At 58.5% G+C, this 18,414-nt stretch carries 22 protein-coding genes; 12 read left to right on the plus strand and 10 right to left on the minus strand.

The features are described from left to right. Nucleotides 1-10 precede the first annotated feature (10 nt). On the plus strand, nucleotides 11-244 hold the full coding sequence (locus ACPOL_RS09890) for a hypothetical protein (protein WP_114206919.1): 234 nt from the start codon (nucleotides 11-13) through the stop codon (nucleotides 242-244). Between the two features lie 25 nt (nucleotides 245-269). Here ACPOL_RS09890 and ACPOL_RS09895 read toward each other — a convergent pair whose 3' ends face one another. From ACPOL_RS09895 to ACPOL_RS09915, 5 genes are all read right to left on the minus strand, one after another. Beyond that, nucleotides 270-791, minus strand: a complete 522-nt coding sequence (locus tag ACPOL_RS09895) for a Uma2 family endonuclease (RefSeq protein ID WP_114206920.1) — start codon at nucleotides 789-791, stop codon at nucleotides 270-272. 32 nt (nucleotides 792-823) lie between these two features. After that, nucleotides 824-1,177 carry a type II toxin-antitoxin system PemK/MazF family toxin gene (locus tag ACPOL_RS09900; RefSeq protein ID WP_114206921.1) on the minus strand — a complete coding sequence of 118 codons (354 nt, stop codon included), beginning with the start codon at nucleotides 1,175-1,177 and terminating at the stop codon, nucleotides 824-826. Then, nucleotides 1,174-1,488 (minus strand): ribbon-helix-helix protein, CopG family, encoded by a 315-nt coding sequence (locus tag ACPOL_RS09905; protein WP_161557281.1) that lies wholly within the window; start codon nucleotides 1,486-1,488, stop codon nucleotides 1,174-1,176. Before ACPOL_RS09905 ends, ACPOL_RS09900 begins: the two co-directional genes overlap by 4 nt. A gap of 75 nt (nucleotides 1,489-1,563) precedes the next feature. After that, nucleotides 1,564-2,493: a Kdo hydroxylase family protein gene (locus ACPOL_RS09910; protein WP_114206923.1), complete on the minus strand. Its 930-nt coding sequence runs from the start codon at nucleotides 2,491-2,493 to the stop codon at nucleotides 1,564-1,566. Nucleotides 2,494-2,499: 6 nt separating this feature from the next. Beyond that, on the minus strand, nucleotides 2,500-2,796 hold the full coding sequence (locus ACPOL_RS09915) for a hypothetical protein (RefSeq protein WP_114206924.1): 297 nt from the start codon (nucleotides 2,794-2,796) through the stop codon (nucleotides 2,500-2,502). Between the two features lie 45 nt (nucleotides 2,797-2,841). Here ACPOL_RS09915 and ACPOL_RS09920 point away from each other — a divergent pair, with 45 nt between their 5' ends. Both ACPOL_RS09920 and ruvA read left to right on the plus strand, forming a co-directional pair. Then, the gene (locus ACPOL_RS09920; protein ID WP_114206925.1) at nucleotides 2,842-3,693 is read left to right on the plus strand and encodes a hypothetical protein; all 852 of its coding nucleotides are present in this window, start codon (nucleotides 2,842-2,844) and stop codon (nucleotides 3,691-3,693) included. Between the two features lie 9 nt (nucleotides 3,694-3,702). Continuing rightward, the gene (ruvA, locus tag ACPOL_RS09925; protein WP_114206926.1) at nucleotides 3,703-4,293 is read left to right on the plus strand and encodes a Holliday junction branch migration protein RuvA; all 591 of its coding nucleotides are present in this window, start codon (nucleotides 3,703-3,705) and stop codon (nucleotides 4,291-4,293) included. Here ruvA and ACPOL_RS09930 read toward each other — a convergent pair. From ACPOL_RS09930 to ACPOL_RS09940, 3 genes are all read right to left on the minus strand, one after another. Next, nucleotides 4,283-5,584 (minus strand): NAD(P)/FAD-dependent oxidoreductase, encoded by a 1,302-nt coding sequence (locus tag ACPOL_RS09930; protein WP_114206927.1) that lies wholly within the window; start codon nucleotides 5,582-5,584, stop codon nucleotides 4,283-4,285. The two genes, ruvA and ACPOL_RS09930, sit on opposite strands and share 11 nt — an antisense overlap. Beyond that, entirely contained in the window at nucleotides 5,581-7,260 is a 1,680-nt protein-coding gene (locus tag ACPOL_RS09935; RefSeq protein ID WP_114206928.1) for a cryptochrome/photolyase family protein, read from the minus strand. Before ACPOL_RS09935 ends, ACPOL_RS09930 begins: the two co-directional genes overlap by 4 nt. Before the next feature lie 66 nt (nucleotides 7,261-7,326). Beyond that, nucleotides 7,327-8,106: a CAP domain-containing protein gene (locus tag ACPOL_RS09940; protein WP_114206929.1), complete on the minus strand. Its 780-nt coding sequence runs from the start codon at nucleotides 8,104-8,106 to the stop codon at nucleotides 7,327-7,329. A 170-nt stretch (nucleotides 8,107-8,276) separates the two neighbouring features. Between ACPOL_RS09940 and ACPOL_RS09945 the strand changes: the two genes are divergently transcribed. The 8 genes from ACPOL_RS09945 (at nucleotide 8,277) to serB (ending at nucleotide 13,817) form a co-directional block, all read left to right on the plus strand. Next, a complete protein-coding gene (locus ACPOL_RS09945; RefSeq protein WP_114210737.1) occupies nucleotides 8,277-9,101 on the plus strand; it encodes an ABC transporter permease in 825 nt (274 codons plus the stop codon). 94 nt (nucleotides 9,102-9,195) lie between these two features. Then, nucleotides 9,196-9,651, plus strand: coding sequence for a metallophosphoesterase family protein (locus ACPOL_RS09950; RefSeq protein WP_114206930.1), 456 nt, complete (start codon nucleotides 9,196-9,198; stop codon nucleotides 9,649-9,651). A gap of 71 nt (nucleotides 9,652-9,722) precedes the next feature. Next, entirely contained in the window at nucleotides 9,723-9,983 is a 261-nt protein-coding gene (locus tag ACPOL_RS09955) for a GlsB/YeaQ/YmgE family stress response membrane protein (RefSeq protein WP_201759153.1), read from the plus strand. A 39-nt stretch (nucleotides 9,984-10,022) separates the two neighbouring features. After that, complete coding sequence (locus ACPOL_RS09960) at nucleotides 10,023-10,640, plus strand: DUF4126 domain-containing protein (RefSeq protein ID WP_236657365.1); 618 nt, start codon at nucleotides 10,023-10,025, stop codon at nucleotides 10,638-10,640. A 103-nt stretch (nucleotides 10,641-10,743) separates the two neighbouring features. Further along, on the plus strand, nucleotides 10,744-11,064 hold the full coding sequence (locus tag ACPOL_RS09965; protein ID WP_236657366.1) for a ComEA family DNA-binding protein: 321 nt from the start codon (nucleotides 10,744-10,746) through the stop codon (nucleotides 11,062-11,064). 148 nt (nucleotides 11,065-11,212) lie between these two features. Then, nucleotides 11,213-11,740 carry a hypothetical protein gene (locus ACPOL_RS09970; RefSeq protein ID WP_114206931.1) on the plus strand — a complete coding sequence of 176 codons (528 nt, stop codon included), beginning with the start codon at nucleotides 11,213-11,215 and terminating at the stop codon, nucleotides 11,738-11,740. Nucleotides 11,741-11,815: 75 nt separating this feature from the next. After that, nucleotides 11,816-12,208 carry a LysM peptidoglycan-binding domain-containing protein gene (locus ACPOL_RS09975; protein ID WP_114206932.1) on the plus strand — a complete coding sequence of 131 codons (393 nt, stop codon included), beginning with the start codon at nucleotides 11,816-11,818 and terminating at the stop codon, nucleotides 12,206-12,208. 379 nt (nucleotides 12,209-12,587) lie between these two features. Then, nucleotides 12,588-13,817 (plus strand): phosphoserine phosphatase SerB, encoded by a 1,230-nt coding sequence (gene serB / locus ACPOL_RS09980; protein ID WP_114206933.1) that lies wholly within the window; start codon nucleotides 12,588-12,590, stop codon nucleotides 13,815-13,817. 47 nt (nucleotides 13,818-13,864) lie between these two features. Here the strand turns inward: serB and ACPOL_RS09985 are convergent, their stop codons facing one another. Continuing rightward, nucleotides 13,865-15,490, minus strand: a complete 1,626-nt coding sequence (locus tag ACPOL_RS09985; RefSeq protein WP_114206934.1) for a S41 family peptidase — start codon at nucleotides 15,488-15,490, stop codon at nucleotides 13,865-13,867. Nucleotides 15,491-15,686: 196 nt separating this feature from the next. Continuing rightward, nucleotides 15,687-16,202 carry a heme-degrading domain-containing protein gene (locus tag ACPOL_RS09990; RefSeq protein ID WP_236657367.1) on the minus strand — a complete coding sequence of 172 codons (516 nt, stop codon included), beginning with the start codon at nucleotides 16,200-16,202 and terminating at the stop codon, nucleotides 15,687-15,689. 179 nt (nucleotides 16,203-16,381) lie between these two features. Here ACPOL_RS09990 and ACPOL_RS09995 point away from each other — a divergent pair, with 179 nt between their 5' ends. Continuing rightward, complete coding sequence (locus ACPOL_RS09995) at nucleotides 16,382-18,406, plus strand: peptidylprolyl isomerase (RefSeq protein WP_114206936.1); 2,025 nt, start codon at nucleotides 16,382-16,384, stop codon at nucleotides 18,404-18,406. Nucleotides 18,407-18,414: the final 8 nt, after the last annotated feature.

Genomic DNA, 18,414 nt, shown 5'->3' on the forward strand with positions numbered 1-18,414 from the left:
TCCGCTGGATGTGCCGACCTATCCCAAAGAAAGGGAAGAAGAACAACACTTGAAACAGGGAGCGAGATCGAGCTTTGATTATTCCTCCCAAGCGCTTCCTAGCGGCCCACCCATGATCGACAAAATAGTGATCGGCCCTTCAGCAAACAAACAAGCTGCTGAAGACGCATTGCTGCGTGCGCTGGAAGCTTTTAAGTGTGAGAGCGTCGAGATTGAAAGTTCTGAAATTCCGTTCAGGGCTTAAGCCATTGAGATCGCAGGATATCTCGCTAATTTGCCTCATCCTCATCCAACTCCGCAAACAACTCCGTCAGCGACAAATAAATCGGGCTCCCCGCCAACTCAAACCGCTCCTTGCGCAACCAGTTGCCATCCGAGCAATCCCAGCCCGTCCGTGTCGCCGGATCGACCACCCACACATGTCGCACGCCGAAGTCGATGTAATTCCGAATCTTCTTGTCCATCCTGGAATGACGGTCTTCCGGCGACAGCACTTCGATGGCAATCAACTGCGGCTGGGTGAACACCCGCTCCACTGGTAGCTCGCGAGGGAAGACGCTGACATCGGGAATTCGTACGCGAGAGGGAGTCAGCCGCGTCCGCTGCTCTTGCACGGAACGCGTCCGCCATTCCTTATCGTGCTGGCGAAACCAGTTGAGAACCGCCCACTGAGCGATGTTGTGCTCATACTCGCCCACATTGCGCTCCTCCAACTGGCCGTCGACATAGTCCATGTCCGGCTCGTAGGCCGTAGAGAGATACTCTTCGATCGAGACTGCCGTTGTGGCCATCGGAATCCTCTCAAATACATGGTACGCCCGACCTATAAACCCAGACTCACTCGCAGCGCCTGATCGACGGCACTCATATTTGCCGGCGCAAGCGTGCCGTACACGCCGCGAAATCTTTGCTGATCCACGACGCGAACCTGGTCGCAGAGCGCGTAGCTGTCTTTCTTCAAACCTCCATCACCCTTGCGGATGAGGACGTAAACGGGAAATGGCTTCTTGATGTGGCTGGCGTCGGTGAGCGGCACGACGATCGTCGTCGAAGAAAACCGATTCCCGATATCGTTCTGAACCACAATACAGGGCCGCGACTTGCCTTGTTCATGGCCGACAACCGGATCGAAACCGACCTCGACGACCACTCCACGGAACGGTTTGCCTACCGTCAAAAGCCCTCGCGATCGACCTGGGCGAACTCGTCCAACAGGCTAAGGTTCATCGCGGAGTTGGCGATATAGCCCTCGGCCATCTCCTGCTCAAACTTTTCTTTTTCGATGCCTTCGAGCAGCTTCTCTACCGCCGTGCGGATCAGTTCGCTGCGACTCTTCTCCAGCCGCGCCGCCGCCTCGTCGGCCCTCTCAAGCAAGCTCGACGGAAACTCGACCAGCACGCGCTGCTTCACCGGCGAAGACGCACGACGAGTATCCGGCGTGGTTTCGATAGAGTCGGACTGGTTCCGTTTTCTATCGACTGTCTTCACAGTAAACCTCAGGATGCAGCGGTTTTATTATAGCAATATGTATATAGAGACGTATATACAGCGCCATATGGACGCTTAAACCAGCTCAACCCCAGCCATCGTCTCCAATACCCGTAACGGCGAAGCCTCTGGCCTTACCATCGCCTCCGGAGCGACCAGGAAGGTCTGTTCCAGCGCGTACTGCCCCGTCAACACCGCGTGGGGCACGGTGTCGGTATAGACCATCCAGCTCGACCCGGGCGGGAACTGGATCGCCTGCTTGTCGCAGTTCGCCTGATACGCCGCGTTTTCCTTGAGGAAGTTGTGAAAACGCATCATGAAATCATCGTACGGCGACCGTTTCAACGAAGGAATGGCCGCCGCTAACCCTACTCCCCGCGCCAGCGATTTCGCCGCCCGCGACGCTCCACTCTCAGCCGCAGGCAAGGCAATGTCTCTCGGCGCAAATTGCTTCACCAGCGATGGAAAAGGCTCGCCCACCACCCAGGCTCGCGTCCGCGTCGGGTTGATGTTGTTGAAGAAGCGCAAGATGCGAGCGCCATGCGTCGGCCGCGTGGGAAACGCGTCGGTATGCAGCAGATCGTTGCGTTTGCGCAGCGCCAGATCGCGTCCCTGTTCTTCCTGCGGGCGAAAGCTTGCGTAGTCGAGCTTCCATCGCCGGGCATACGGCGTCAGAAAGTCACCCAGGAACTCCGCGGCTGCGTGGGAATAGAACCGCATAACGCCCTGCAGCCTCGCCACCGCCGCGGCGTTCGCGGTCTTGGTATCGACTCCGCTCAGCGCGTCGATTGCTGGCTTGTAAGCAATGTTCTTGTGCAGGGAACTGTCCGTCTGCTGCTGGCCGAGCAGGAAATCAATATCTCCAGGAGCAAAGACGATCGGGCTTTGAGGAAAGAACAGAATTTCGCCGGCCTCTAGCCGCGAACACCAATCGAGCGCCTGCGCCTCCGAAGAAGGACGCCTGCCATCAACTAAACTCTCAACCGGAATGGTAACCAGCCCCATCGTCGGCTAGCGACCAGCAACCTTCCGCCGGACCCATAGGAAGCCGAAGAGGATCAGACTGAGCAGAAGGACGCCGATGCCTACCGGAAGCCCGATCAGCCTGTAGCTGTCAGCATAGTTCACGGTATGGTGGCCGCCCTGGTTATAGATCAGCAGCCCGAAAATTCCCAGAAAAGTAGCGCCAAAGAAGGACGCAAATCCCAGCGAGAACGAAAGCAGCAGACTCGCAAACCAGCCGAAATCGCCAATCGGTATCCCGAAGAGTCGACCGGTACTGGAAGCTGGATTGGCAGTAGTCGACATGCTGGTCAAACTCGAGGCCCCGTCCCTCAGCTAGAATACAACCTTATGACCGATGTAGCCCAGACCGGACTGTTGCCCGCCTCGCAGATCGCGCAGCAGACCGCCGTAATCGAATCTTCAAACGGTATCTTCTACGGGACTTTTGGCGATACCCATCTCACCGAATCCGATCTTCTGCGCACCGTGCAGGCCGTGCCCTCCGCCATCGCCAAAGCGCTCAAGAAGCATGCCTACTACTTCGTTCCGTTGACCATCGCTGATGAAGAGGAGGTGCTGATCGCGCCCACCTACACCGTCGATCTCGGCGACCGGGCTGTCTGCCACCGCAACGTCGAGTTCGAGGCCGCCGAGATCACCTTTGTCTCGACCCGTCTCATGCAGGATCGCTTCGCCCTTGCTTTTGAGTTCTTCATCAACGCCAGCCACCACTTCGTCGACGCTGCAGGAGTTCCAGAGAGCTTCGGCAACCTGGTCTGGTCACAAGCCGTTGCGCAGGTTCGCGGCGAAACCAGCCAGGATGCGTGGGAAAGCCGCCGCCGGGCACTCGATCGAAACAAGAGCGGCGACCGCATCAACGAGAAGAGTTCCGAATCGCGCACCGACCGCGTCTCCGGCCGCAAGCGTGATCATGCCTCGCTGCGTGAGATCAGCGCTGTGCCTGCCGAAGCTGCCGTCGATGAAAAGGCCAAGACCAGCTATTTCGAATCCGCATTCTCCGATGCCATCGCGATTTACCTGCTCTCGCTTACCATCGACTTCGACTATGCCGACCTCCGCGAGCGGGAATATCCGTTGATTGCCCCGCCAGCATTGGCCGAGCGGCTCCGCCACATCGCCGAGCTCTTCCCCGCGAATGCCGGCTACGAGTTCCAGATCCTCTATCGCCGGAGGGGCTGACGCCGCAGCATGATCGCTCATCTGCGCGGACGCATCCTGTCGAAACAGCCCGGCCAGGTCATCGTCGAGGCTGGCGGCGTCGGCTATGACGTCACCATCAGCGTCCCCACCTTCACCGCGCTCGCCGCCGAAGGTGCGGAGACTGCTCTCCACATCCACACTCAGGTGCGCGAAGACCTGCTGGCGCTCTTTGGCTTCATCTCCCTCGGAGAAAAACGGCTCTTTGAGCGGCTGATCACGGTGAGCGGAGTCGGTCCCAAGCTCGCTGTCACCATCCTCAGCGGGCTCAATCCGGAAATGACCGTGACCGCCATCCGCGGTCAGGACCATGCCATGCTGACTCGCATACCCGGCGTCGGCAAGAAACTCGCCGAACGCCTCGTTGTCGAGCTCAAAGACAAACTCGAAGACCTGGCCACGGCTCCGGCAGCTGCGGCTGCAGCGGGTCCAGCCGCCGACGATGTTCTTTCGGCACTGGTGAATCTCGGCTACCAGCGGCCGGCCGCGCTGAAAGCCATCGAAGCCGCGGTTGCCAAGAACAAAGCTCTCGGAGCAAACTTCGATGAACTCTTCAGGGCTGCGTTGCAGCTCATTCGCTGAGCGTCTGCTTTGCCAGGCCCATATCAGCAAGCACCGCCTCGGCGGCTCTCCGTCCCGAAGCAAGTGCCCCCTGAATGGATGCGGTTTCGAGAATATCTCCAGCGCGATATACACCCGGTACGCTCGTCCGCGGGTCTCCTGTCTCCCACTCCGCGGTCTTTTGAAGAGGCACTGCCTGCGGAATTGAGTAGCAACGCAGGACTTGCCAGTCTCGAACTTCCGTCCCGAACCATACTTGAAGGTGGGCGCGAACATCGTGCTCCAGCCGATCTGTTTCGGCTTGGTCCGTCGGCGACTGCCCCACCACGCTGGCAGAAATCAGGTGCCGCTTAGGTGGCGCATACGAGGCTGAAACGTTGCTCATCACGACTGCATTATTGACCGGTCCAGCCTGCTCTCCCTCACCGTTCAGTACGAGAATCGCTTCACTGACAGGCGCCTGTGAGGCAGAAAAATAGAACGTCGTCGTGCGGTTCCAACGGCCATCCAATCTCCCCGTTTTCTTAAGCGCTGGCAATAAGTCCCCGCCCTGAGATTTTGGAACCGCAATGACGATTCTTTCGGCTTGGTAGCGGCCGTCGCTGGCAAGAGCGGAAAAGCCTTGGGCTTCCTGACGGACCTCTTTCACCAGGCAGTTCGTTAGGAGCCCTCCCGGTTTGATTTGCCGGGCAAGCTGCGCAGGCAGCGCTTGCATCCCGGCGGAGGGCACTGCAACCGAACCTTGCGAGAACATCCTGAACAGGAAATCAAAGTAGCGGCTCGACGTCACTAACTCTCTCTCCGAGAAGACGCCGCCGAAGAAAGGCCGAAAGAATCGCTCGATGATCTTCGACGAGAAACCAAAGTTCTCCAGACGACCTTGTGTCGTTGTCTCCTCACCAGAAAAAAGATCGGCGGAATGGCCTTGCGTTACTCGCTGGCGAAGCCCGCCGACTCGAAGCTTGTCTCCCAAAGTCACCACCGGGTCGAATGCCAGCCGCAAGGCCGCGAACGGTTCGCGAAAGGGATCCGCAAAGCGATGGAAGCGGCCGCCGTGCCACACCAGCGCTCCCGGCCTCAACGCCTTCAGGTCTAAGGCGGAATAGTCGAAGACGCGTTCGGCCTCTGGATAAGCCGTCAGCAGCACCTGAAAACCGCGGTCGAGCAGGAAGCCATCGATAGCGTCGGTAAGAACACGGCCGCCGGGTATGTCCGATGCCTCGAGCAGGAGCACGTCGAGCCCGGCACGCTCCAGGGTCAACGCGCAATGAAGACCCGCAAGCCCCGCCCCAATGATGACAACATCCTTCATCCGCCGCTGCTCTCCGGCTCAGTGTTTGACTCAGCACTTTCAGGATACCTGGCGCTCCCCAGCTCCTGGATCGCCTGTTCGGCGCGTGCCCGCAGCTGCCTCCGTTCGAGAGCAGATTTCTTCCGCAGCGTGGCATATGGCATCGCCAACCGGATGTTGCCGCTCAATCGTTCGCTGTTGCGCTCCAGAAAGGTCCAATATAGCGCGGTGAAGGGGCAGGAGCCTTCACCCGATGCCTTTCTGGGATCAAAGGCGCACCCCTTGCAATAGTCGCTCATGCGGTCGATATAGGCGGCGCCGCTCACGTATGGCTTCGTTGCAGTGACGCCGCCATCGCCGTACGTCCCCATGCCGAGCACGTTCGTCTCGACAACCCAGTCATAGGCGTCGATATAGGCGATCCAAAACCAGTCGGCTAGCTCGCGCGGAGAATACCCGCATAACGTTGCCAGGTTGCTGAGCACCATCAGCCGCGTAATGTGGTGCGACCAGCCCTCGCGAATGACCTGTTCAATGACGGTGTCGAGGCAGTTCATGCCCGATTTCGCTCCCCAATACGCAGCCGGCAAGGGCAGGCGGGCATCGAGGGCGCTCGGCGTGGCTCCAGCGTAGGAATCGGTCGCCACACTCTGGCCCTTCTGTCGAGGAGCGGCAATGTTGCGGTAGCCATCCGTCCTACGATGCACATGGCGCATGAACTCCCTCCAGCCCAGCACTTGCCGGATAAACCCCTCCGCGCTCGCAAGAGGAATCAGTCCAGCGTGGTAGGCATTCTCGACATCATCGACAACGTCGCCAGGTAGGATGCGGCTGAGGTTCAGCAGCGCAGAGATCTTGCTGTGAAAGAGATCGGTCTCCGCAGTTGCCATCGCATCCTCATAGGGGCCGAAGAACGGCAACAGATGCTGGAGAGCGAAATGCCAACTGTGCCGGCATTGTTCCGCCGTCACCGGCAGGTCGAAGCCCTCCAGCGTGCCAAAATGATTCGGGAATTCACGCTCGACCGTCATCATCACTTCGCGGGTGATTTCGTCGGGCGGGAACTCGGGGCGAGTAGGCACTCGCGGCTGGCCCCGATACGGCTTCCGATTGTCAGCGTCATAGGAAAACCTGCCTCCGGATGGTTCACCGTTCTCCATCAGAACTTCCCTCTTCTTTCGCAAGAAGCGATAGAAACGATCCATGACATAGCTGGTCGTCTCCTTCGCATAAACGCCATCGAAATCCGCTTCTGTAGAGAGCCAGGTTGTATCCTCCACGATCTTGAGTCGCACACCTCGCCGGCGCGCCTCCTCAAGATCAAGCCGCAACTCTCGTTCTGCCGGCTTCATGGTGGTCATCTCAGCAAGTTCAAAGGTCTTCTGCGCATCGAGAAGCCCGTCCGCAAAGATGCCCTTGGTGAACATGTAGATGACCTTCACCCCGCGCGCAGCCTGCTCGAGGGCGAAGTGCCGCTGGTTCGAAATCAGCAACGCCAGCTTCTTCTTGTGGTAAGGACGACGGTGTGCCTTCTCCAAAGCCTCCATCATCACGATCCCGGTCGCTTGCGGCTGCTGCTCATGAAGCGGACCCGTTCGGTCTGTCAGCCGATCGTAGGGGACATAGATCCAGCTTCGCTTCGCAGCATCTTTTTTCGACGGAGAAGCGGCTTGGATCTGCTTCTGAAAAACGTCCATGGAGACAGACTAAGCGTCGCCAGGACAAGCGGCCTTTTGCATTTTCATCCGGCCGAAAGCATGCCCTCAATAAAGAAGCACGGCGACACGATAGGTGGTAAATCCGCTCTCGGCATTCGCGCTGGCGCACGCGCCCACAGCGGCGCTTCGGAACTCTCCGCTGCCCAGCCTCTCTTCGAGGGCCGGCGGCAAGCGCGACAAATCGGCGCTTTGCCAGCGCATGACGAAACCTGGGCTCGATCCTCCCGCCGATCCATGACTCATCTCACACGTTTGCCGGGCATCGAGTCGGTAATCGGAAGTCGTTTGAACTCCCTGCGTCTGTAATAGTTTTTCGACCGCATGTTCCACCGTCTCCGGCGTGAATACCGGCACGTTCCGCGCAAAATCGGCGACCGCGTAAAAGAATCCATTCCGTCGAATGACCGCGAAGCCAACTGCATTCAAGTTGGGATCGAGGATATTGGCGCGATGGTGAGCAGACGCCAGCCATCCCTTCTGGATGCCATCGATACTGGGCCCTTCAGCAATATTTTCTGCGACAGCGCCGAAGTGGGCGCCGGCCAGCGCGGCGCGTGAGGCAAGGTCGGCCTCGCCTGCATATCGATGCGAGAGCTGATTAGTCTGGACCATCAGCGCGGCATGACCGCGAGCCGCTTCCGAGAGAGACTCGTCCCAGCGCAAGGGAGCAAGCCCCTGGGACGCGCGGGCATCGTTGGTGAGCAGAAAAAGAGACCGCTCCTCCGGGGTCGCCGCCTTGGCATACACGGCGATTCCGGCGGCAATCGCCAGCAGCCAGAGAAATCGCCGAGGCCAACCTTTAAATTTCTTCAGCAAGAGCGTCATCCGAGTCTCTGAGAACCTGCGTCCCGGTAGCTTGAAACCCGTTCAGGCTTGGAAGTTTCTTTTCTTCAGTGCCGGCCCCGCTGCCGTGGTCTCTGCTATGCGATGATTCCTCTTTGAGCACTCGCCCTATCTCCGCACAAGCCTACCCTTCGGCCGGCGTCTTCGGCCGCTTGCGGCGTCAGCCTCTGGCCTTCTTCGCCATGGCGGTGCTCTTCTGTTTTATCTGTGGCGCAATCTTTGCCCCCCACGTGACACCCTACGATCCGGCGGCGATCAATCTGAATGGACGTCTCGCGCCGCCTCAGGCTTCGCATTGGTTCGGCACCGACGAATTGGGCCGAGACATTCTGTCTCGCGTGATCTTCGGTGCGCGGATCTCGCTCTTAGTCGCCGTCTCGGTCGTCGGCTGCTCCCTGAGCCTGGGCTTGATCTTCGGCGGCTTAGCCGGTTTCTACGGCGGCATACTCGATACCGTACTCAACGTTTTCGTGATGAACGCCTTCCTGGCCTTACCGGGAATCTTACTGGCGATCGCCTTTGTTGCCTTTCTTGGCCCTGGAATGCGAAACCTGGTGCTCGCCCTCTCGATCGGCGGTTGGGTCGGCTATGCCCGTCTGGTTCGCGCTCAAGTACTCGCCGTCAAGGAGCGCGAATTTGTCGAAGCCGCCCGGGCACTTGGGGCCTCCGACCTGCGCATCTTCACCCGGCACATCTTGCCGAATATCCTCCAGCCCTTGATTGTGCAATCGGCCATCGGTATGGCAGGAGCAGTGCTTGCCGAGGCGACCCTGAGCTTCTTGGGGCTAGGTGTTCCTCCTCCGGCGGCAAGCTGGGGAAACATGTTGAACGATGCCCGCTCGCATCTTTTCGACTCGCCGCATATGGTCATCTTCCCCGCTCTGGCGATCATGTTATGTGTGCTATCGTTCAATTTCCTGGGTGACGCGCTGCGCGATTATCTGGATCCGCGAACCCGTTTATCGATAGGCCTGTAGCGGCGTGGCGATGAGTAGCGTGGGCTATGCGTGCGCGGGCGATATTGCGGAAGCGGCGCTCTAGCGCGTTCAGCCGGTAAGGATCCATCGAGCAATGCGCATAGGCGTGATCTCCGATACCCACGGTCTGCTTCGTCCTGAGGCGCTCAGCGCGCTTGCCGGAGTGGAACATATCCTGCACGCCGGAGATGTTGGGGACCCGGCCATTTTGGATCGCCTCGCAGAAATCGCTCCATTGACTTCGATCCGCGGCAACATCGACCGGTCAGGCCGTTGTGCGGCGCTTCCCAAGACAGAAATCGTGGAACTCGGTGGATCGACCATTTATATGCTGCACGATCTCGCCCAGTTCGACCTTGATCCCGTTGCCGCAGGCATCCGCGTCGTGGTCAGCGGGCACTCCCATCGACCCTCCATCGAGTGGCGGCGCGAGGTTCTATTCTTCAACCCGGGCAGTGCCGGTCCGAAGCGCTTTTCCCTGCCGATAACACTCGGCTATCTTCTCCTGAATGATGAGCAGCCTACAGCAGAGATCTTTGCATTAACTTAGCGGCGGAACCAAACTTGACTTACAATGGTGCGCATTGTTGCGAGCTCCTGCAGAAAGATCGGGGGGAACCAATGTTGCATCTCATTTGGGAAGGAATCATCGGCTTGGTGATTGGTGCGGTCGCCAAGCTTCTCATGCCCGGCAAAGACCCGGGCGGTATCTGGATCACCATGCTGATTGGTGTGATTGGCTCGTTCGGCGCCACTTACTTGGGGCAGGCAGTAGGATGGTATCGCGCCGATCAATCCGCTGGATTTATCATGTCGGTCCTCGGCGCTATGCTTCTCTTGCTAATCTATCGATTGTTCAAGGGAAGAACGGCAGCTGCATAACAATTCACCGCGCATCGGCAAGCAAGCGCTGGAGCCAGAATGATGGACTTCTCCCCCTCGGCGATTGCCGGCCTGGTGATCGCGGCCAGCTTTGCCGCCGGTCTGAATATCTATGCAACAATCATGACGCTTGGCGCGTTGACGCGCCTGCACTGGGTAGTGCTGCCTCCAGGATTGGAAGTCCTTGGCAATTGGTGGGTGATCGGCGCCAGCGTGGCATTGTTCTCGATTGAGTTTGTCGCCGATAAGATCCCCGCCATCGACCTGATCTGGAACGCGCTGCACACCTTCATCCGCATCCCGCTGGCCGCCCTCCTGGCCTACCGCGCAACCAATCACCTGTCCCCTGAAATGCAGCTCTTGGCGACTACCGCTGGTGGACTGATCGCCTTGGCGGCGCATTCCTCTAAGACCGCAGCGAGAACCTTGGTCACTCCCAGCCCCGAGCCATTCACCAATATTGCGCTCAGCACCGGAGAAGACGCAGCCGCAGTTGGCTTGACCTGGACGGCGACCCATCATCCCTGGCTGGCAGGAGGAGTTGCCGCCGGACTGACCTTGCTCGCCGTGCTCACCGCGCGATGGATGATAAGCGCCATCCGATCGACCTGGGATCGGCTCTGGCGGCCCGAACAATCTGCCGCCATCTCGAGATAACCTCAATACTTTCTCGATATTAGTAGCGACAGATCGAGAAAAGGCATTTATGCTTTCAAGCGAATTGTAAGTCGGAGTAAGAACCGTTTGAGGAGAACCTAGGATGAACATCTTCAGAAAAACAGCACCGTTCATGGTCGCCGCCCTCTTAACCCTCGGCGGATTGACCCTGTCAACTTCCGCTCAAAGTACGGCGAAGCAGGGTGGATCCCAGGCTGCCAGCAACGCAATGGCAGCCCAGGTCGATATCAATAGCGCCACGAAAGACCAGCTCAGCGCTCTTCCCGGCATTGGCGACGTCTACTCGCAGAAGATTATCGATGGACGGCCATACCGCACCAAAACTGAACTCAAAACCAAGCACATCATACCGGCAGCCACTTATGCCAAGATCAGCAGCATGATTATTGCCAAACATAGTTAGAGCAGAACTTCATTCCTGCAATGTGAACTATCAATTTGCAAGGTTTTTGTATCTAATTTACTTGGCTTTTTCACTTAGAAAATAGCCCGTAGAGCCGCTTTCCGGCAAATAACACCAACTGTATTTCTGCTCGAGTAAGGAGAACGAGATGGGCTTTCTTTCTGGAATAGGTGATTTAGTGAAGCAGTTTGCCGGCAACTCTGGAACCCCGGCAACTGGTGAACAATTGACGCAGTTGGCCGGTGCTGTTCCACAATCATCGGTAGCCGGGGGACTTGCCGAAGTCTTCCGCTCCGGACAGACTCCTCCATTCGCCCAGTTGGCTTCGCAACTGTTCTCGAACAGCAATGGTCAGCAACAAGCCTCTGTGTTGAATAGCTTGATCACCGCCGCCGGACCCGGCGTCCTGGCCCATCTAGCTGGCAACTCGTCTTCTCCACTTGCTTCCTTGCTGCAGGGAAACCAGACGCAGATCACCCCGGAGCAGGCGGCCGCCGTCAAGCCGGAGGAGGTCCAAGCCCTTGCCGAGCACGCCGAAAAGGCCGATCCATCAATTATCGACAAGTTGAGCGAACTGTATGCGGCCCATCCTCAACTCATCCAAAGTTTGGGCGCGGCCGCCGTCACCATCGCCGTCCAGCATATTGCCAAAAGTCACGAAGCGTCGAAGGCCTAGCGTCCGTTCGAGGCAAAGCTTTCATCGTTCGATGAGTCGCAGCCCCGAGCGCGTCAAGAAAACAGGAGAATGTGAATGGCGGATTTAGAGCAGTTGAAGCAGAAGTATGCGGGTGTCATCTCAACCATCCAGGGTTTCGCCGACCTGGGCGCGAAGATTGACCAGATCGATCTTGACGGAGAGAAGCTCCTGCTGAAAGCTTCCGTCCCATCCACCGTGGTCGCTAACCGGGTTTGGGATGAAATCAAGAAGGCGGACTCCACTTATGCCGACCTCCATCATGAAATCGCAACCAGCGGCGGAGCCGAGCAGCCCTATACGATCAAATCGGGAGACAATCTCTCTCATATCGCTCAGCGCTTTTACGGAGCGGCGAGCAAGTACAGCGAGGTCGCAAAGGCCAATGGAATCGCCGATCCTGACAAGATCAAGGTTGGACAAACGATCAATCTACCGGTGATTTCCTAGTCCGCGTCCTAGTCCGCGTCCTAGTCCAAGTCCTGGTGTCCCAAGTCCTGGTGTCCCAAGCCCTGATGTCCCGAGCCTGGTGTCCTGAGCCCGGAATTCGTGAAAGCATTCTTCGGTCATACTGAGCGCAGCGAAGGATCTGCGTTGCCAACAATACAACCGTCTATGCGAAGGTCACCTTTCGCCATTTTTGAAGAAGCTCCAGACTCAGACGGCTGGCCGATCATTTTCCAGTGGTGATTGCCGCATTTCAGGCAAATCGGCCTGTCTGTCTCGTACCTCGGGGTAATCGCGTGTTACCCCGCTCTTCTCTCATTCTCCCTACGAGAACCGATTCAGCCGGGCTGATACCCTAGCAAGGGAGCAACCCTACTTATCAATGATTGAGACGGTTCTGATTCATTTCTCTGGCCAGGATCGGCCTGGCGTCACTGCCCTGCTGACCGAAATCCTGGCCGAATATGACGCCTGCGTCCTCGACATCGGTCAGGCGGTCGTTCACGAATCCCTCTCACTCGGACTTCTCATTGAGATTGCCGAGGCGAGTGTCCTCCCGCTCAGGGACGCGCTGATTGCCAGATCGGCCGAGCTGGAACTGCAAGCCAGATTCACCCCGATCACCAAGCCCGACCTGGAACACTGGATTCGCTCGCAAGGAAAAGACCGCTTCATCATCACTGTGCTGGGGCGGGCAATCTCAGCCCGGCATCTCTCGCAGGTCAGCGCCATCATTACCGAACATGGCCTGAATGTGGACCGCATTGAGCGGCTCTCTGGGCGAATGTCGCTCGCCGAGCATTCTCCCCATGCGAATGCCTGCGTGGAGTTGCGTGCCAGCGGACAAGCCAGGTCCGAGGCCGAGATGCGTGCGGCATTCCTGGCGGCCGCGCAGGAGATGCGGATCGATATCGCTTTCCAGCGCGAGAGCATCTTCCGGCGCAACCGGCGCCTATTTGCCTTCGACATGGATTCCACCCTGATCCAGGGCGAGGTCATCGACGAACTCGCCAAGTTGGCTGGCGTCGGCGATCAAGTTGTGAAAATTACCGAGGCGGCGATGCGCGGAGAACTCGACTTCAAGCAGAGTTTCACCCGGCGCGTCTCCCTGCTGCAAGGTCTGTCAGAAAAACAGGTGTTGGAGCTTTTAGGGACGATTCCCCTGGTCGAAGGGGCCGAGCATCTCATCGGAACGCTGAAGATGCTCGGCTACAAAACCGCAATCCTCTCCGGGGGCTTTACCTTTTTCGCCCGGCATCTGCAAACCCGTCTGGGAATCGACTATGTCTTCGCTAATGAGCTCGACATCGTCGACGGCGCGGTTACCGGACTGGTGAAGACCGAGATCGTCGATGGAGCAAAGAAGGCCGCACTGCTGAAAGACATTGCGAAACAGGAAAACATCTCGCTCGAACAGGTGGTTGCAGTCGGCGACGGCGCTAACGACCTGCCCATGCTGGGCATCGCCGGGATGGGGATCGCCTTCCGGGCTAAGCCGCTAGTGCGGCAAAGCGCCGGACACGCGGTTTCGTTCCTGGGGCTGGATAGCTTGCTGTATCTGATCGGAGTTCGGGATCGCGACCTGGGCAATGCCCGCCCCGCTCCGCAATGAAAAAGCCTTCCCGGCTGCCCGTCGCCGTCCGCGGCTTGCCTGAACGCCTATTCCGGGCTGGTGGCGGAGTTCCGGGCCATGGCTTTCTGGGCGACCACTTTCTCCGCATTCTGCTCGAGGGTCTGCGCTTGCGGCAGAAACCCGAGCGCCTTTTGAATCATCGGGTCCCACTCGGCGCGGACCTTCAAACCCTCCTGCTGGCCGAACTGCGAAGTAAAGATCTCTGACTGGATGTTCGCGTTGATCCAATCGCGCACCCCGGCAATATCCTGATCAGTGAAGGCGATGTCCTGTGACTTGAGGAACTGCTTGAACTCGCCGATGACCTCGTCGTTCACCTGGAAGTCTTTGGAGACGGTGCGATTGGCAAGATAGTGCTTGGTGAAGTTAAAGAAGGCGTAGTGCCCGAGCAGGCTCTCCTGGAAGTGGTTCGACTTCGGAGTATCGATCTGGTCGTCGGGAGTGATGCCGCCCCCGCCATACACGGTCCGCCCGGAGTCGGTGAGCTTGACCTCCCGGTCTTTCGTGTCCTGCGGCGTGTCGTGGTTGTAGTAGTAGTCGTAGAGCGAGACGCCGCTGTAGTTACGTTGAATGAGCCGGCCGCTGGGTGTGTAGTAGTGGTAGGTAGTCAGCGCCAGGCCAGTGTTTTCGGAGATTTGATAGACCGTCTGAACCAGGCCCTTGCCGAAAGTTGTCTCCCCCACGATCAGGGCGCGGTCATGATCCTGCAGTGCACCGGATACAATTTCGGCGGCTGAGGCGGTGCCGTGGTTGACCAGAATCACGACCGGATACTCCTGGCCGGATTCCCCATGAGTGGCACGATAAATCTGCTCAGGATAGGCACGCCCACGCTGTGAGACGATGACCTGCCCGCGGTGGAGGAACTTGTCGCAGACCGCGACTGCCTCAGACAGCAGGCCTCCGGGATTGCCGCGAAGGTCAAGCACCAGGCCCTTCGGCTCACCAAACCCCTCCAGCGCGTCAGAGATTTCGCGGCCGGTGGTCTCCTGGAAATTGGTCAGGTGGATATAGCCAACTCCAGGACGGATCTCAAATTTGAGATCGACGCTGTTGTGTGGAATTTCGTCGCGGATCAGGTCGAAAACGAGCGGCTTCGATGCTCCCTCTCGAACCAGCGTCACCTGAACATGAGTGCCCTTGGGGCCCTTCAGCATGTTGGCGACTTCTTCTGAATTCAGGTTATCGGTGGGCTTGCCGTCAACCGCGGCGATGACATCGCCGGGACGGATGCCGGCACGATAAGAAGGCGTTCCCTCAAACGGGAAGACGACCACAATCTTCTGCGCGGTGCCAACTCCCTGCGGCTGGATGGTCATTCCCACGCCATAGTACTTGCCGTGCTGGTCCTCACGCATTTTGGCGTAAGCTTTCGGATCGTAAAAGCTGGAGTGAGGATCGAGGGTCCGCAGCATCCCGGGAATTGCGCCGTCGTAGATGACCTTGCCCGGTTTGTCGCCGGTGATCGGATCGGCGTAATTCTGCGCGACGATATCATAAACGCTGGTGAACGAGCGCAGATTGTCGCGCAAAGTGGACTCGTCGGTGCTGGACTGCGCACCCACTTTTTGGTCGATCATCATACCGATGAGACCGCATGTGGCAAAGAAGACAACGAGCGAAAAGAGAGTGCGGCGGGCGCGGGAAGGCATCGGGGCGGAACCTCAACTCGATCGGAAGCTACGGCTGGAGGTTAGACGCGCCGAGGATTCCTTTGGTGAAGTATACCAGTTCAGCTTTTCAGGGATTTTAGCCATGTTCGGCGTCTGCGGGTTCGGCGTCTGCGGGATGATCCACCCATGGACTGCCGACCCATGGCCTGCCAACGCCGGCCGCCCGATCAGTTTGCTATTGAAGTCGCAGTGCTCCGAAATCGACCCCCAGCTCCGTGCAGAGGCCCTCCACGGCAAGGTCATGATCGTCCCGTTGCGGCAGGCCCGAGACGGTGACCGATCCGATCATGCCGGCGCTCACCGAGCGGAGCGGAAAACAGCCCCCGTGACTGGCATAATCAGCTACCGCCAAGCCATAACGGTCGAAAAGATTCGAGCCCTTCTGTTCCAGCTCGAGGCCGATCGCATACGAGCTTCGATGAAAACGTGCAGTGACATTGCTTTTGCGCCGGACCCATTCCACGTTGTCCGGCGTTGTCCCAGCCATGGCGGTATAGAACAGTGGTTGTCCGATGCGCCGTACGTCGATCACCAAACTGAGGTTGCGCTCGACTGCCATGGCCCGAAGCCCTGCGCCAACCCGCCATGCAGTCTCTTCATCAAAGTGGGCGAATCGAAGTTGTTGCTCTTGCAGCGCTATCCTGGCGAGATCGTCGGCGATCGGCATGGGGTCGGGGCGATACTCAGACAACTCTACCACTGCGGAAAATGACCCGTCGGACGCTCCTACACTCTTACATTAAAGGAACTATGGAAAGCGACGGCCCTAGTCGCACGCCCCTAACTGAAATGCTCTAGAATTGCGAAAGCGGTGGGTTCTTGATGCTCTTTAGGAAAGAAGAGAGTCCATTTGCTTGAGACTGAGCCTTCATGAACCTTAAAATTCCGCAGTCAGCAGCATTGCTGGGCATCGCAATCGCCGTCAGTTCCGCCACTCTCCCTGGGTTCGGCCAAACCGCCCATTCGATTCCTCCCCCTCCAGTAGCTGGCCCTCAGTCTCCATTTGCCGGGTCGGTGGTCGAGGATATCGTTGTCCGCGTCAACGACCAGATCATCAGCAAGTCCGACTACGACCGGCAGATGGAAGAGCTTGAAACCACAGGCCGCCAGCAGAACTGGACGCAGCAGCAGCTCGACGACCAGAAGAAGAACCTGCTCCGCGATATGGTTGACCAGCAACTGCTGCTCTCCAAAGGCAAGGAGCTCGGGATCACTGGTGAAACCGAGATGGTCAAGCAGTTGGACGCGATCCGCAAGCAGAACAACCTGGATTCGATGGAAGCGCTCGAAGCGGCCGCGAAACAGCAGGGGGTCTCGTTCGAGGACTTCAAGCAGCACATTCGTGACCGCATCGTGACCCAGCAAGTCATCGGCCAGGAGGTCTATCGCAAAGTCAACATCTCCCAGTCCGACCTGCAGAAATATTACGACGCCCATAAGGCGGAGTTCGACAAGCCGGAGTCAGTGCGGCTCAGTGAAATTCTGGTTCCTACTACGAGCGACGACCCGGCTCACGTAGCGGCCGCCCAGGCCACGGCGCAAGACGTCTATGCCAAGCTGCAAGGCGGCGCGAAGTTTGAAGATCTGGCCAAGAGCTCTTCGGCCGGAACGACGGCGGCGCAAGGTGGCGACCTCGGCGAATTCAAGCGCGGGCAGCTGGCAAAAGTCCTTGAAGATCAGACCTTTTCGTTGAAGCCGGGTGAGTACACTCAGCCCATCCACACCAAGCAGGGATTCGTCATCCTTGAGGTCGTCACCCATACTCCCGGCGGACTCCAGCCGCTCAAGGATGTCCTCCCCCAGGTGGAGGAAGCAGTCGGAGCGGAGCGAACCGAACCCGCGCTGCGCGCTTACCTGAAGCAGCTGCGCCAAGAAGCCTATATCGATTACAAGCCCGGTTACGTCGATACCTCGGCGATCGTGAACCCCAGCAAGCCCAATTACAGTGCTTACACGGCGCCCACCCCGAAGAAAAAGAAGAAAATTGAGCGCACCCGCTACCGGCAGAGAGTGCACGGGTCCGCCCCTGCCACCCAGCAAGCCACGACCGCAGCACCAGCGGCGCCAGTAGCGCCCAATGTGCCGTCTTTAGCTCAAGTTCCAGGTGCGGCGACGGCCGCCGGCAATCCTTCTGCCCCGGCTGCTGCGGAGCCAACTACCGGCCAGGTCGGTGCTACTGGCGCAAGCACCGAAGATCAGGTTGGCGTTGCCAATCCGCCAGTTGCATCAGGACCTGCGCCCAACGATGCCTCGACGAGCGCCTCATCGCCAAGCCAAAGTCCAAGTAGTTCCGCTAAGGCAAGCAACACCCAGGTTGCCAGCGCTGCTACCCAAAAGCCAGGCAAGAAGGAAAAGATCCGCTTCGGTCAGGCGCCTACCAAGACCTTGCCCGCAGCCACTCCGACCCAGACCGTCGATGCCGGCGCCGATGGTTCTTCTGCGAACACTGACACTGCAGCAAGGAACGGGATGACGCCGGAAATGCAGGTGGCGGCCAACAATGCTGGGGACGCCCCTGCAGCCGGGACCCCGACCGAGGCGGAGAAGAAGTCGCGTTTCAGCGATCGTGCCAAACTTCCTAAAGAAAAGAAGTCGAAGGAACCCAAAGTCGATCCTTTCGCTCCTCCGTCGGTCAGCGCCGAAGAGGTCGCCGACCGGCAGACTCAATCCGCGCCACTCGGCCTAAGTGGCGATACGACAAAGACCAAGAAGGTCAAGCCGACTGAGAAGACCAGGCTGCAGGACCAAGTGAAGAACAAGAATGCGGCTGCAACCGATGACACGAATGCGCCTGGTGGAGCGCCGGCTGAACCGGCCGCGCAGCCACCTACTCCGCCGTCAACTCCGGAGCCGTCTAGCCAACCCGGCCCCCCGGCGACCCAACCGCAGCAGTAAAACTGCAA

The organism is Acidisarcina polymorpha (assembly GCF_003330725.1).
Lineage (GTDB): Bacteria > Acidobacteriota > Terriglobia > Terriglobales > Acidobacteriaceae > Acidisarcina > Acidisarcina polymorpha.